At 71.3% G+C, this 13,427-nt stretch carries 12 protein-coding genes; 7 read left to right on the plus strand and 5 right to left on the minus strand.

The features are described from left to right. Positions 1–50: 50 nt before the first annotated feature. Both ACLQ23_RS07045 and ACLQ23_RS07050 read left to right on the plus strand, forming a co-directional pair. Positions 51–395, plus strand: coding sequence for a histone-like nucleoid-structuring protein Lsr2 (locus ACLQ23_RS07045; protein WP_007466057.1), 345 nt, complete (start codon positions 51–53; stop codon positions 393–395). 500 nt (positions 396–895) lie between these two features. Then, positions 896–3,427: an ATP-dependent Clp protease ATP-binding subunit gene (locus tag ACLQ23_RS07050; RefSeq protein ID WP_355590030.1), complete on the plus strand. Its 2,532-nt coding sequence runs from the start codon at positions 896–898 to the stop codon at positions 3,425–3,427. Between the two features lie 334 nt (positions 3,428–3,761). Here ACLQ23_RS07050 and ACLQ23_RS07055 read toward each other — a convergent pair whose 3' ends face one another. Further along, positions 3,762–4,673 (minus strand): A/G-specific adenine glycosylase, encoded by a 912-nt coding sequence (locus ACLQ23_RS07055; protein ID WP_425880455.1) that lies wholly within the window; start codon positions 4,671–4,673, stop codon positions 3,762–3,764. Positions 4,674–4,769: 96 nt separating this feature from the next. Between ACLQ23_RS07055 and ACLQ23_RS07060 the strand changes: the two genes are divergently transcribed. The 3 genes from ACLQ23_RS07060 to ACLQ23_RS07070 all read left to right on the plus strand — a co-directional run bounded on the left by ACLQ23_RS07060 (position 4,770) and on the right by ACLQ23_RS07070 (position 6,716). After that, on the plus strand, positions 4,770–5,282 hold the full coding sequence (locus ACLQ23_RS07060) for a glycine cleavage system protein R (RefSeq protein ID WP_053654731.1): 513 nt from the start codon (positions 4,770–4,772) through the stop codon (positions 5,280–5,282). Beyond that, positions 5,279–5,872: a peptide deformylase gene (locus ACLQ23_RS07065; protein ID WP_425735062.1), complete on the plus strand. Its 594-nt coding sequence runs from the start codon at positions 5,279–5,281 to the stop codon at positions 5,870–5,872. Before ACLQ23_RS07060 ends, ACLQ23_RS07065 begins: the two co-directional genes overlap by 4 nt. A gap of 118 nt (positions 5,873–5,990) precedes the next feature. Then, positions 5,991–6,716 (plus strand): hypothetical protein, encoded by a 726-nt coding sequence (locus ACLQ23_RS07070; protein WP_425880456.1) that lies wholly within the window; start codon positions 5,991–5,993, stop codon positions 6,714–6,716. Positions 6,717–6,722: 6 nt separating this feature from the next. Here ACLQ23_RS07070 and disA read toward each other — a convergent pair whose 3' ends face one another. The 4 genes from disA to ACLQ23_RS07090 form a co-directional block, all read right to left on the minus strand. Further along, entirely contained in the window at positions 6,723–7,904 is a 1,182-nt protein-coding gene (gene disA, locus ACLQ23_RS07075; RefSeq protein WP_355590019.1) for a DNA integrity scanning diadenylate cyclase DisA, read from the minus strand. A 132-nt stretch (positions 7,905–8,036) separates the two neighbouring features. After that, positions 8,037–9,494 (minus strand): DNA repair protein RadA, encoded by a 1,458-nt coding sequence (radA, locus tag ACLQ23_RS07080; RefSeq protein ID WP_425735063.1) that lies wholly within the window; start codon positions 9,492–9,494, stop codon positions 8,037–8,039. 84 nt (positions 9,495–9,578) lie between these two features. Next, entirely contained in the window at positions 9,579–10,337 is a 759-nt protein-coding gene (locus tag ACLQ23_RS07085; protein WP_355590013.1) for a hypothetical protein, read from the minus strand. A 138-nt stretch (positions 10,338–10,475) separates the two neighbouring features. Continuing rightward, positions 10,476–11,315 (minus strand): UbiA family prenyltransferase, encoded by an 840-nt coding sequence (locus ACLQ23_RS07090; protein ID WP_355590010.1) that lies wholly within the window; start codon positions 11,313–11,315, stop codon positions 10,476–10,478. A 46-nt stretch (positions 11,316–11,361) separates the two neighbouring features. Here ACLQ23_RS07090 and ACLQ23_RS07095 point away from each other — a divergent pair, with 46 nt between their 5' ends. Both ACLQ23_RS07095 and ACLQ23_RS07100 read left to right on the plus strand, forming a co-directional pair. Next, positions 11,362–12,135 (plus strand): methyltransferase domain-containing protein, encoded by a 774-nt coding sequence (locus tag ACLQ23_RS07095; protein ID WP_425735065.1) that lies wholly within the window; start codon positions 11,362–11,364, stop codon positions 12,133–12,135. A gap of 41 nt (positions 12,136–12,176) precedes the next feature. Further along, complete coding sequence (locus ACLQ23_RS07100) at positions 12,177–13,343, plus strand: acyl-CoA dehydrogenase family protein (protein WP_425880457.1); 1,167 nt, start codon at positions 12,177–12,179, stop codon at positions 13,341–13,343. Positions 13,344–13,427: the final 84 nt, after the last annotated feature.

The following is a 13,427-nucleotide window of genomic DNA, read 5'->3' on the forward strand; positions in this document are numbered from 1 at the left end:
TTATTGTGCTCTCGTTAGCAGGACGACCCTGCTCGAAAGGAATGTGGGACGTGGCCAAGCAAATCATTCACAAGCTGGTCGATGACCTGGACGGTGGGGACGCTGACGAGACCGTCAAGTTCGCGCTCGACGGCGTTCAGTACGAGATCGACCTGTCCGGTGCCAACGCCGCGAAATTGCGCGACGTATTCGCGCCGTACGTGGGTGCCGGCACCAAGGTGGGTCGCGGTGGCGTGGTCATCGGCGGTCGGGCTGCCCGCGGCAGGGGCGGCGCAACCGCTGACCGGGAGCAGAACAAGGCAATCCGGGAGTGGGCCAAGAAGGCCGGCAAGGACATCTCGGATCGGGGTCGTATCCCGCAGGAGATCGTCGACGAGTACCACGCCAAGCGCTGACCCGTTCAGCAATCGGTGGCCGCTGGCCGCCGCAGGGCGACACCGACGCCGGGCCGGAGATTCTCCGGGCCGGCGTCGCCGTCTCCGCGCTGTCCCCGGCCCCGGGAAGCTTTCGGGTCGGACCGGCGTTGTCCACAGCCGGTGGAGAAGATATCCACAGCCTGTGGACGACCTCCCACAGGGCCGCGTGCGGCGTTCGTCGCCGGTGCCGGCCCGCCCTCCGTGGGCCCCGGAGACGCTCCGAGGGCCCGGAGAAGGCTTCCGTCGCGCCGGTCGGATTTCGCTCTGCGCGTAGCGACAGGGGTACCGGAACACCTCCTGAGCGCGGACGGTTGTGCAAAACGACGCGGAACTGACCCAGACCAGAGACACACGACCTCAGCTGAGTCGGTCAGCGACGATAGAGTAAGGAGGCACGGACGCCCGTCTTGGACGTTCGCGCACCGGCCCCGCCAAGATCTTGACCATCAAGGCGCACGGCACGTGAGGAGCACGAGGGCATGTTCGAGCGGTTCACCGACCGAGCGCGACGGGTTGTCGTCCTGGCCCAAGAAGAGGCCCGGATGCTCAACCACAACTACATCGGTACGGAACACATCCTGCTGGGCCTGATCCACGAAGGTGAAGGCGTGGCAGCCAAGGCCCTGGAGAGCCTCGGCATCTCCCTGGAGGGCGTCCGTCAGCAGGTCGAGGAGATCATCGGCCAGGGCCAGCAGGCGCCGAGCGGGCACATCCCGTTCACGCCGCGGGCCAAGAAGGTGCTGGAGCTGTCGCTGCGCGAGGCGCTTCAGCTGGGGCACAACTACATCGGCACTGAGCACATCCTGCTCGGGCTGATCCGTGAGGGTGAGGGCGTCGCCGCCCAGGTGCTTGTGAAGCTCGGCGCCGACCTCAACCGGGTCCGCCAGCAGGTTATCCAGCTGCTGTCGGGCTACCAGGGCAAGGAGCCGGCCGCCGCTGGCGCCGCGCCGGGTGAGGCCGCGCCGTCGACCAGCCTGGTGCTGGACCAGTTCGGCCGTAACCTGACCCAGGCCGCCCGGGAGGGCAAGCTCGACCCGGTCATCGGGCGCGAGAAGGAAATCGAGCGGGTCATGCAGGTGCTGTCCCGCCGCACCAAGAACAACCCGGTCCTGATCGGTGAGCCCGGCGTCGGTAAGACCGCCGTGGTGGAGGGGCTGTCCCAGAAGATCATCAAGGGCGAGGTGCCCGAGACTCTGAAGGACAAGCAGCTCTACACGCTCGACCTCGGTGCGCTGGTCGCCGGTTCCCGCTACCGCGGTGACTTCGAGGAGCGCCTCAAGAAGGTGCTCAAGGAGATCCGTACGCGCGGCGACATCATCCTGTTCATCGACGAGATCCACACCCTGGTGGGTGCGGGTGCCGCCGAGGGCGCGATCGACGCGGCGAGCATCCTCAAGCCGATGCTGGCCCGTGGTGAGCTGCAGACCATCGGCGCCACGACGCTCGACGAATACCGCAAGCACCTGGAGAAGGACGCCGCGCTCGAGCGTCGTTTCCAGCCGATCCAGGTGGGTGAGCCGTCGCTGGCGCACACCATCGAGATCCTCAAGGGCCTGCGCGACCGTTACGAGGCGCACCACCGCGTCAGCATCACCGACGCCGCCCTCGTGGCCGCTGCCACCCTGGCCGACCGGTACATCTCCGACCGCTTCCTTCCGGACAAGGCGATCGACCTGATCGACGAGGCCGGCGCCCGGATGCGGATCCGTCGGATGACCGCGCCGCCAGACCTGCGTGACTTCGACGAGCGCATCGCCCAGGTGCGTCGTGACAAGGAGTCCGCGATCGACGCGCAGGACTTCGAGCGCGCCGCCCAGCTGCGTGACAAGGAGAAGCAGCTCCTCGGTCAGAAGGCGCAGCGGGAGAAGGAGTGGAAGGCCGGTGACCTGGACGTCGTCAGCGAGGTTGACGACGAGCAGATCGCCGAGGTTCTCGGCAACTGGACCGGCATCCCGGTCTACAAGCTGACCGAGGAGGAGACCTCGCGCCTGCTGCGCATGGAGGACGAGCTGCACAAGCGCGTCATCGGCCAGGAGGACGCGGTCAAGGCCGTCTCGAAGGCGATCCGGCGTACCCGGGCCGGCCTGAAGGACCCGAAGCGCCCCTCGGGCTCGTTCATCTTCGCCGGCCCGTCCGGTGTCGGTAAGACCGAGCTGTCCAAGGCGCTTGCCGAGTTCCTCTTCGGCAGCGAGGACGCCCTCATCCAGCTGGACATGTCCGAGTTCCACGACCGGTACACGGTGTCCCGGCTCGTGGGTGCCCCTCCCGGCTACGTCGGCTACGACGAGGGCGGGCAGCTGACCGAGAAGGTGCGACGTCGGCCGTTCTCGGTGGTCCTGTTCGACGAGATCGAGAAGGCCCACCCGGACGTGTTCAACACGCTCCTGCAGATCCTGGAAGACGGTCGGCTCACCGACGGTCAGGGTCGGATCGTGGACTTCAAGAACACGGTCATCATCCTGACCACCAACCTGGGCACCCGTGACGTGGCCAAGGCCGTGTCGCTGGGCTTCCAGCAGTCGGAGGACTCCGAGTCGACCTACGACCGGATGAAGCAGAAGGTCAACGACGAGCTCAAGCAGCACTTCCGGCCTGAGTTCCTCAACCGGATCGACGACACCATCGTCTTCCACCAGCTGCGTCAGACCGAGATCCTCTCGATCGTGGACATCATGATCCGGCGGATCGAGACCCAGCTGCACAACAAGGACATGGGTCTGGAGCTGACCGACAACGCCAAGAAGTACCTGGCTGCGAAGGGCTTCGACCCGGTGCTCGGTGCCCGTCCGCTTCGTCGCACGATCCAGCGCGACATCGAGGACAACCTGTCCGAGCGCATCCTGTTCAACGAGCTGACCCCCGGTCAGATCGTGGTTGTCGACTGCGAAGGCGACCCGAACGACATCGACAAGTCCAAGCTCGTCTTCCGGGGTGCGGAGAAGCCGGTCGAGGTTCCGGACGCCGTGCCGGCCGACCTCGGTGGCACCGCCGCCGCAGGCGCGGACGAGTAGTAGAACCAGCAGCAAGAGGCGGGGCCCCGGTGGCGAAAGCCACCGGGGCCCCGCCTTTTTCCGTACCCCCACAAGCCACACCTCGCGAACCCCGGTGCCACCCACCTGCCCGCCTGCCGTCCGCGCGCCCGCCTCACCCGCCCGCCCGCCAGGCCGACGCGCCCGCAAGATCGCGCATCATCCTGGATGTAGTGGTCTCCCTCGACGTCGAGGCCACTACATCCAGGATCGAGCGCGATCCCGGCCCGGCGCGGCGCGGCGCGGCGCGGGCATGAGCGCGCGCGACGGCCAGGGCCGCGATGTGCTGGGGGCAGGAGCGCGAGGTGCGGGGTGGTCAGGAGACGATTGGGGTGGTTGGGAGGGGTGGGCCGTCGCCGACGAGGCGGAAGGAGTCCGCGTCGACCGGTTCGACAAGTCCGTCCTGTACGAGCCCGGCCAGGGCGCGGGCGCGCTGCACGTCGTCCGTCCAGACCTGGTCCAGGCGCTGGTGCGGTACCGGCCCGGTGGCCTCCCGGAGCACGCCGAGCAGCAGTCCGCGTACCTGCCTGTCAGTGCCCGCGTACCGCTGGGGACGGCGGGTTGGGCCCGCCGGCTGCTCCTGCCCGGAGGCCCGCCACGCGCAGATCGACTCGACAGGGCAGGCCGGGCAGCGCGGCGACCGGGCGGTGCAGATCACCGCTCCCAGCTCCATGAACGCGGCGCTGGCGAGGGCCGCCGCGGCAGGCTCCGCTGGCAGCAGCTCCTCGGCGGCGACCAGGTCGGCCGGGCGGGTGACCGGTCCGGCGTCCGGTTCGCCGGCAACGGCCCGGCAGACCACCCGCCGTACGTTGGTGTCGACGACCGGATGCCGTTGGCCGTACGCGAACGCGGCCACGGCCCGCGCCGTGTACGTGCCCACGCCGGGCAGCGCCAGTAGTTGGTCCAGTCGGTCCGGCACCTGGCCGCCGTGCCGCTCCACGATCGCGACAGCGCATTCGCGCAGCCGGACGGCCCGACGGGGATAGCCGAGGCGTCCCCACATCCGGATGGCCTCGGCCGGTGTGTCCGCAGCGAGCGCGGCGGGCTCCGGCCAGCGGGCCAGCCAGGCGTGCCAGGCCGGCACGACCCGGACCACCGGGGTCTGCTGGAGCATCACCTCGCTGACGAGGATCGCCCACGGGGTGACGTCGGGTTGGCGCCACGGCAGGTCACGGGCGTGCTGCTGGAACCATCGGCTGACCAGAGCGGCGAAATCGGGTTGAGTCATGGCGTCGTCGATGATGTCACGCGATGTATTCCCGCTGAGTGGGCGGCTCGGGCGGGGTGTCGTCGGGGCGGCGGGCGGATCGGGCAGAATGCGCGGATGAACGAGCTCGCGATCACCGTCATCGGCCGGGACCGGCCGGGCATCGTTGCCGACGTCGCCGAGGTCCTGGCCCGTCTCGGCGCGAACCTCACCGACAGCACGATGACCCGGCTTCGGGGGCATTTCGCGATGACCCTCATCTGCACTGGGCCGGCCGCAGCCGAGGTCGAGGCGGCGTTGGTGGCGCTGACCGCCGAGGGCCAACTGCTGGCGACCGTACGTGCTGTCACGCCCGACGCCGAGGTCGCTCCGGTGGGGGAGCCGTACGTGATGGCGGTGCACGGGTCGGACCGGATGGGCATCGTTGCGGCCATGACCCGGGTGCTTGTGGACGCCGGTGGCAACGTCACGGATCTGAGCACCCGGTTGGCGGGTTCGCTCTACGTGGTGCTGGCTGAGGTCGAGTTGCCTGCTGGTGTCGCCGACACGCTTGTCGAGCGGCTGCAACGGACGGCCGTCGAGTTGGGCGTGGAGGTCACGCTCCGGCCGGCGGACCCGGACCTGTTGTGAGCGGCGAGCAGGGGCCGGTCACCGGCCCGGACGTCGAGGCGTACGCCGGCCTTTGTGGTTGGACACCGGAGGCGTTGGCCGTGCCGGGTGAGGTGCGGGCGGTGGTGTCCGCCCCGCACCCGGTGTTGAGCCAGGCCGGCGGCGATGTCGATCCGACGGCCGAGGAGACCGTCCGGTTGGCAGCCGACCTGGTCGCCACGATGCGGGTCTCGCCGGGCTGTGTGGGCTTGGCGGCGCCGCAGGTGGGTGTTGGTGCCCGGGTGTTCGCTGTCGATGTGACCGGGCATCCGAAGGCGGTCACCGTGCACGGCACGTTCGTGCTCTGCAACGCCCGGGTGGTCGAGGCGACCCGGTGGAAGGCGGGCCGTGAGGGGTGCATGTCGGTGCCCGATCTGACCGGGGACGTGAAGCGGGCCAGTCGACTGGTCGTGGAGGGTGAGCTGCCGGGCAGCGGCGCGACGGTCCGGCTGGTGACGGACGGTTTCGAGGCGCGGGCGTTGCAGCACGAGATCGACCACTGCGCGGGCCTGCTCTTCCTGGACCGGGTGGCTGGCGCGCATGCCGTCTACCAGCGGAAGGTCTACCTCTGAGCGGGACGTGGGCGACCGCAGTGTCCGTCCCTAGTGGATTGTTGGTGGGTCGTCGGGATGACGTTCCGGCGCGTCGCGTCGGGCTGGTGGGCGCGGCGCGGCTACGGTGGGGGGCATCATGCGTCTGACGGTCGGCCCCCTGCCACCCGCCGTGTACTGGCGGCGTCGCGCCGTCGTACTCGGAGCGGGGCTTCTCTTCCTGATTGTCCTGCTCTATTCCTGCACCGGTTCGGGTCGCTCGGGCGGTCGACAACCGGAGGCGGGGGCGACCCCGACGTCGACAGCGGGCCCGTCGGCTGGGAGCCCGGGGCCGGCCGGTCCCGTGCTGACCCCGCAGACGGGGGTGCCGCCGGCGTCGGAGTCGGCCGCTCCGGAGGCCTCGCAGCCGACCCCCGAGATCACCAGCAACAACCCGCCAGCGAACTCGGGCGGCTCGTCGGACGACGGCACCTGCACCGACGCGGAGATCAGCGTGACCTCGGTGGTGCGGTCGACCTCGGTGCAGCGCGGAACGGTCGTCGACCTCCAGTTGAAGATCAAGAACACGTCGGACCGTACGTGTAGCCGCAACGTCGGTGCCGACCTCCAGGAGATCTTCATCAAGTCCGGTGCCGAGAAGGTGTGGTCGTCGGACACCTGCGGCAAGGCCCAGGGGTCGGACGTGCAGTCCTTCACGCCCGGGTTCGAGCGCTCCTACCAGGTGGGCTGGAACGGGCGGGACGCCACAAGGTGCGACGGCAGCGGGCTGGCCGCAGGCCCGTTCCCGCCGGTCGGGACGTACCAGGTGTTCGCCAGGGTCGGCACCAAACTCAGCGCACCCGTGAAGCTCACCATCACCGGCTGAGCCGGATCAGACGTACCGCTCCAGGATGGATGCCTCGGCGAGCCGGGACAGCCCTTCGCGGACACCTCGGGCGCGGGCATCGCCCACGCCCTCGACGGCCTGCAGGTCCTCCACTGTGGCGCCCAGCAGCCGCTGGAGGCTGCCGAAGTGCAGCACCAGACGGTCGACAACGGCCACCGGCAGGCGGGGCACCTTGGCCAGCAACCGGAAGCCACGCGGGCTGACGGCGGCGTCCAGCGCGTCCGAGGCGGCCGGATAGCCGATCGCCTTGGCGACCGACACCAGATCGATCAGCTCGGTGGCACCGAGCAGATCCAACTCGACAAGCGCCTCGTCCAGCGTGCGGGACTTGCGGCCGACGGGCAGGTAGTCCCTGATGACGAGCGTCCGGTCGGCGTCCACACCGGCCATCAGCTCGTCGAGCTGGAGTGCGAGCAGCCGGCCGTCGGTGCCAAGCTCGACCACGTAGCCGGCGATCTCGTCGGCGATCCGGCGAACCATCTCCAGTCGCTGCACCACCGCCACCGCGTCCCGCACGGTGACCAGGTCCTCGATTTCGAGCGCCGACAGGGTGCCGGAGACCTCGTCCAGCCGAAGCTTGTAGCGCTCCAGGGTGGCAAGCGCCTGGTTGGCCCGCGACAGGATCGCCGCCGAGTCGTCGAGCACGTGCCGCTGACCGTTGACGTAGAGGCTGATGATCCGCATCGACTGGCTCACCGAGATGACCGGGTAGCCGGTCTGCCGGGCGACCCGCTCGGCGGTGCGGTGCCGGGTGCCCGACTCCTCGGTGGGGATGGACGGGTCTGGCATGAGGTGCACGGCCGCCCGGACGATGCGCGTGCCGTCACTGGAGAGCACCACGGCGCCGTCCATCTTGCACAGCTCGCGGACCCGGGTCGCGGAGAACTCCACGTCGAGGGGGAAGCCGCCGGTGCAGAGACCCTCGACGACCTTGTCGTAACCGAGCACGATGAGCGCGCCCGTACGCCCGCGCAGGATGCGCTCCAGCCCGTCCCGCAGCGCGGTGCCGGGTGCCATCAGGGCAAGGTTGGCGCGCAGCGGATCCCCGGCGCCCCCGGCAGCGGCGGACACGCTCACGCTGATCGGGCGGGCCGGTGAGCCCACGGCGCCGGTGCGGGCCTGGGGCGGTGGCCCGGCAGGCTTGGTGGTATCGCGGTCGATCGGCACGGGCACAGTCTACGGACTGCCGTGCGGTGGGTGCTGTCGTGGTTACTGTGATGTGTCACGATGCTGCCCCTTCCACGCATTTCCGCTTGCGCCGTCCCTGTCCGGTATAGCCGTCCGCGCCGACACGGTGTGTCACTCGGCGGACGCGCGGGCCGCGTGGTGCAGCGCCGAACGTACGTCAGTGACCTCGGTCACGCGCATCTGCTCGGGCCCGGCGCCGGTGCTGGCCGGGCCGCAACCCGGCGGCACCAGGGCGACCTTGAACCCGAGCCGTGCCGCCTCGGCGAGCCGGCGCGGCACCGCGCCCACCCGGCGCACCTCGCCGGTCAGGCCCACCTCGCCGATCGCCACGAGGTGCGGCGCGATGGCCAGGTTCAGACCGCCGGACGCCACCGCCAACGCGACGGCCAGGTCGGCCGCAGGCTCCACCACCCGGATGCCGCCCACGGTGGCCGCGAAGACCTCCCTGTCGTGCAGCGTCAACCGCTCGGTGCGCCGTTGCAGCACCGCGAGCACCATGGCCAGGCGGGCGGAGTCGAGGCCGGAGACCGTACGACGGGGCGAGCCGGCCACCGTCGCGCCGATCAGTGCCTGCACCTCGGTGACAAGCGCACGTCGCCCCTCCATCGCCACTGTCACGCAGGTGCCGGGGACGGGCTCGGAGTAGCGGGTCAGGAACAGGCCGGACGGGTCGGCCAGGCTGCTGATGCCGCCCTCGTGCATCTCGAAGCAGCCGACCTCGTCGGCGGCGCCGAACCGGTTCTTGACGCCGCGCACGAGCCGCAGCGAGGAGTGCTTGTCGCCCTCGAAGTGCAGCACCACGTCGACAAGGTGCTCCAGCACCCGTGGCCCGGCCACCTGGCCGTCCTTGGTGACGTGCCCGACCAGCACTGTGGCGATGCCCCGCTCCTTGGCGACCGAGACCAGCGCGGCGGTGACCGCGCGGACCTGCGTCACCCCACCGGGCACGCCCTCGGTGCCGGTTGTGGAGATGGTCTGCACCGAGTCGAGCACCAGCAGGCCCGGTTTGACCGCGTCGAGGTGCCCGAGCACCGAGGCCAGGTCACTCTCGGCCGCCAGGTAGAGCTTGTCGTGCAGCGTGCCCATCCGCTCGGCCCGCAGCCGCACCTGACTTACCGACTCTTCGCCACTGACCACCAGCGAGGGGCTGCCGGCGCCGACCGCCCACTGCTGCGCCACATCCAGCAGGAGGGTCGACTTGCCGACGCCGGGCTCCCCGGCGAGCAGCACCACAGCGCCGGGAACCAGCCCGCCACCGAGCACCCTGTCGAGCTCGCTCACGCCGGTGGGCCGGGCGCGGGCCGGAGCGGCGCTGATGGTCGCGATCGGCCGCGCCGGCTCGGCCGGTAGCCGGGAGCTGACCACCCGGCCGGAGACGGTCGGGCCGGTCACCGTGGACTCGACCACCGAGCCCCACTCGCCGCATTCCGGGCAGCGACCCACCCACTTGGGGGGCTGGTGGCCGCAGGCGTCGCACTCGTACGCCGGGCGCGGCTCGCGGGCGGCGGACCGACCGCGGGCGGCACCTGCCGTGCCGCCGCGCGGTGAGGTCGATCGGGAGGTGGTCACATCAGGACGCTAGCCGCCCGGTGCGACGAAAACACCCCGGCGTGGTGGTTCCCACGCCGGGGTGTTCGTCGATGTCAAAGCCTGTCACTCGTGGTCGGTGCCGCCCTCGTCGTAGCCACCCTCGCGCTCGATGATCGGCGAGGGAACCGGCGGGGCGGTGAACGGCACAGCGATCGGGGCGGGACCGGTCACGGTGTTGCCGTTGCCGAAGTCGAAGGTCACGAAGACGTTCTGCCCGCTGCGCAGCGCCTCCTTCAGGCCGACCAGCCGGAGCTGGCTGGTCGCCTCGGAGTTGAGCTGGAGGTAGCTCTGCGGGGCCAGCTCGATCCGGGCCGGCTGACCGGGGGCGGCGGGGCTGGCGGAACCGGACGCCCGCGCCGACTCCGGGGCGGAAGGCGTGGACGGGGCGGCCGAGGCCGACTCGGTGGCGGAGGGGGTGGCCGACGGGCTGGCCGTGCTGGATTCGGTTTCCGACGGGCTGGCGGAGGGCGAAGCCTCGGCCGACGGCGTGGCGCTTGCCGAGCCGCTCGAGATCACCACCTCGCGGGCGCTGTCGGTGGTGATCGTGACCGTCACGGTGCTCTTCGAGTCGTTGTAGATCACGGCGTTGAGCAGGGCGTCCTGGCCGGCCTGGTAGCCCTCGGTGCCCGGGTAGTCGACAAGCAGGCCACGAACCGCGTACGCGCCGTTGGCGGTCGTGAGGCTGACGCCCTGGACCGACGGTTCCTTCTCGGCCGTCTCGGCGATCTGACCGGTGCCGCATCCGGACACCAGCAGGCTGGCAGCCGCAATACCGGACAGCAACAGGGCCGCCCGCCGGGATCCCCTGATCGAGCGCGTCACGTCGGTCCTCCTCGTTGCGATCCCACCCGGCCGCACGCCGGGCACGGTGGCCATACCCGCGCAGACCGCGCTCCAGGGTAGTTGGAGCTGATCGAGGCCCGCACAGGGACCCGGCAATGCCACCTTCCCGGGTGTCCCTCACACCACCCGACCGCTCGCCACCAGGAGAACCACGTCGATGAGGGCCACGAGCATCACCGCCCGGAAAGCGGACACCGGCCGCCGGCCGGCGCGGGCCGCCGAGCGCCCGGCGTACCAGCTCAGGGGCGGCACCACGGCGGCCGTGGCGATCGCCGCCAGGCCGACCACCGACGGCGGCCCGGGTGGTCCCAGCACCAGGGCCGCGGTCGCGGCGAGGAGGAGGCCCGCCGCGGCTGCCCGGCTGCCCGCCGCGCCGAGCCGGTGCGGCAGGCCGCGTACCCCGGTCCGGGCGTCGTCGGCCAGGTCGGGCAGCACGTTGGCGAAGTGCGCGCCGGCCCCCAGGCACGCCGCCGCCACCAGCAGCCAGGCCGGCGGGGTGGGTTGGCCGGGCAGCCCCAGCACCACGAAGGCGGGCAGCGCGCCGAAGGAGACGGCGTACGGCACCACCGAGAAGGCGGTGGCCTTCAGCGGCCAGTCGTAGAGCAGCGCGGAGACCAGCGCGACAGTGAGCCAGAACGCCGCCGTGGCGTTCGTGGTCAGCGCCAGCAGCGGGCAGGCCACAGCGGCCACCGCCGCGGCCCAGGCCGTGGCGCGCCGGCCGACCGCGCCGGCGGCGACAGGCTTGTCGGTACGTCCCACAGTGGCGTCCCGCTCGGCGTCCAGCGCGTCGTTGGTCCAGCCGACGGCGAGCTGGCTGGCGAGTACGGCGAGCACCACCGAGACGATTCCGGCCGGGCGGTGCCCGACTCCCCAGGCGAGCAGACCGGCGACAGTGGTCACCGCGGCGGCCGGCTCCGGATGGCTCGCTCTGACCAGCCCTAACACCCTCGACGACATAAGGGAAGTCTGGTCGTTACCGAGCAGTCGTGCCACGCTCGGTCCCATGCGAGACGTGGCTGCGGCCGCGGCGTCCACCAGCTCCCGGGTGCTGCCGCCCAACGATCCGCGCCAGTACGACGACCTGGTCGACGAGTGGTGGCGGCCGGACGGGGCGTTCGCGATGCTGCACTGGTTGGCCGAGGCCCGCGCGGCGCTGGTGCCACCGGCTGACCGTCCGGGCGTGGTCCTCGTCGACCTGGGCTGCGGCGCCGGGCTGCTCGCGCCGCATCTGGCCGGCAAGGGTTACCGGCACATCGGTGTCGACCTGACCCGCTCGGCGCTGATGCAGGCAGCCGAGCACGGCGTACGGGTGGTGCAGGGCGACGCCACGGCGGTGCCGCTCCCCGACGGCTGCGCCGACGTGGTCTCGGCGGGTGAGCTGCTGGAGCATGTGCCGGCGTGGCGACAGGTGGTGGCCGAGGCGTGCCGGCTGCTGCGGCCGGGTGGCCTGCTGGTGCTGGACACACTCAACGACACGGCGCTGGCCCGGTTGGTCGCGGTACGGATCGGCGAGCGACTGCCGACGGTGCCGCGCGGCATCCACGATCCACGGTTGTTCGTGGACGCTCGTGAGCTGGTCGCCGAGTGCGCCAGGCACGGCGTCGAGTTGCGCGTGCAGGGCGTGCGGCCACAGGTCGGCGGTCTGGTCGCCTGGTTGTGGCGCCGCGTTCGGGCGACCCGGACGGCGGGTGTGGCGCCTGGCGGCCGTGCCCCGCGCATCGTGCCGATCCGGTCGACGGCCGTGTTGTACCAGGGCTGGGGTGTCCGTAACGGATAGTCGGTCCGTGGCGGGGGTAAGGACGCCGAGGAGGGGGCGATATGACGGTGCACGCGCTTGAGGCGGCCCGCCGGTTGGCGCCGCGGTTCGCCGCGCGGGCGGCGGAGCACGACCGGGACGGCTCCTTTCCGGTCGAGGACTTCCGTGACCTGCGTGAGGCCGGCCTGTTCGGCTTGATGGTGCCGCGCGCGCTCGGAGGTATGGGTGCCACCTTCGCCGAGTACGCGGCAGTGGCCACCGAGCTCGCCCGGGGCAATGGCGCTACCGCCCTGGTGTTCAACATGCACGCCTCGGTGACCGGCGCGCTGGGCGCGGTGACCGAGGAGTTGGCCGAGGCGCTCGGTGTGCCCGACGAGGCGTTGGCCGCCCGGGACCGGCTGCTCACGGCAGCCGCGCAGGGCTCCTGGTACGCGGTGGCGATGAGCGAGCGCGGCGCGGGGGCCCGGCTGTCCCAGTTGAGCACCGTCTACGAGGCGACCGACGACGGTTGGCGCCTCAAGGGCAGCAAGACCTTCTGCTCCGGCGCCGGGCACGCCGACGGTTATCTGGTGGCCGCGCGCAGTTCCGCCGACCAGTCGGTGGTCTCCCAGTTCCTGGTGCCGGCCGGCGATGGTCTGACCGTCGAGCCGACCTGGGACGCGCTCGGCATGCGTGCCACCTCGTCGCACGATCTGCACCTGGACGTCGCGGTGCCGGCCGACCGGCTGCTGGGCGGGGTGGAGGGGTTGGCCCTGGTGGTCGCCCAGTTGATGCCGCACTGGCTGGTGGCCAGCTATGCCGCCGTGTACGTGGGAGTGGCCCGCGCGTCGATCGACGCGGCTGCCGAGCATCTCAACGCCCGCAACCTGGCAAGCCTGCCTGCGGTACGGGTGCGGCTGGGCCGGGCGGACGCGGCCACGGCGGCGGCCGAACTGGTCGTGGCCGAGGCGGCCCGCAGGGTGGACGACGCGCCCGGTGACGCGGAGACCAACCGCTGGGTGTGGCGGGCGAAGCTGCTGGCGGGCACCACGGCTGCCGAGGTGGCCGCGTCGATGCTGGAGGCGGCAGGCACCTCGGCGACCCGGCGCGGCCATCCGTTGGAGCGGCTCTACCGGGACGCCCGCTGCGGCTCGCTGCACCCGGCCACGTCGGACGTCTGCGCCGACTGGTTGGGCATCGCCGCGTTGGGCGGCGACCCGGATCGTGACGGATCGGCGCCACGTTGGTGAGCCGGCTGTGCGGGTTCGGCGCGGGGGATGTGCCGGCCGAGGCGGCCGGTGGGACGGCAAGGGGGAGGACAGCGTCTGAGGAGA

The sequence above is a fragment of the Micromonospora sp. DT41 genome, from assembly GCF_049841715.1.
Taxonomy (GTDB): domain Bacteria; phylum Actinomycetota; class Actinomycetes; order Mycobacteriales; family Micromonosporaceae; genus Micromonospora; species Micromonospora profundi.

Bases quoted from the DNA above. Each gene is read 5' to 3' on its own strand.
- ACLQ23_RS07055 (WP_425880455.1), bottom strand. From the start codon at position 4,673: ATGACTCAACCCGATTTCGCCGCTCTGGTCAGCCGATGGTTCCAGCAG.
- ACLQ23_RS07060 (WP_053654731.1), top strand. From the start codon at position 4,770: ATGAACGAGCTCGCGATCACCGTCATCGGCCGGGACCGGCCGGGCATC.
- ACLQ23_RS07050 (WP_355590030.1), top strand. From the start codon at position 896: ATGTTCGAGCGGTTCACCGACCGAGCGCGACGGGTTGTCGTCCTGGCC.
- ACLQ23_RS07095 (WP_425735065.1), top strand. From the start codon at position 11,362: ATGCGAGACGTGGCTGCGGCCGCGGCGTCCACCAGCTCCCGGGTGCTG.
- ACLQ23_RS07090 (WP_355590010.1), bottom strand. From the start codon at position 11,315: ATGTCGTCGAGGGTGTTAGGGCTGGTCAGAGCGAGCCATCCGGAGCCG.
- ACLQ23_RS07100 (WP_425880457.1), top strand. From the start codon at position 12,177: ATGACGGTGCACGCGCTTGAGGCGGCCCGCCGGTTGGCGCCGCGGTTC.
- ACLQ23_RS07070 (WP_425880456.1), top strand. From the start codon at position 5,991: ATGCGTCTGACGGTCGGCCCCCTGCCACCCGCCGTGTACTGGCGGCGT.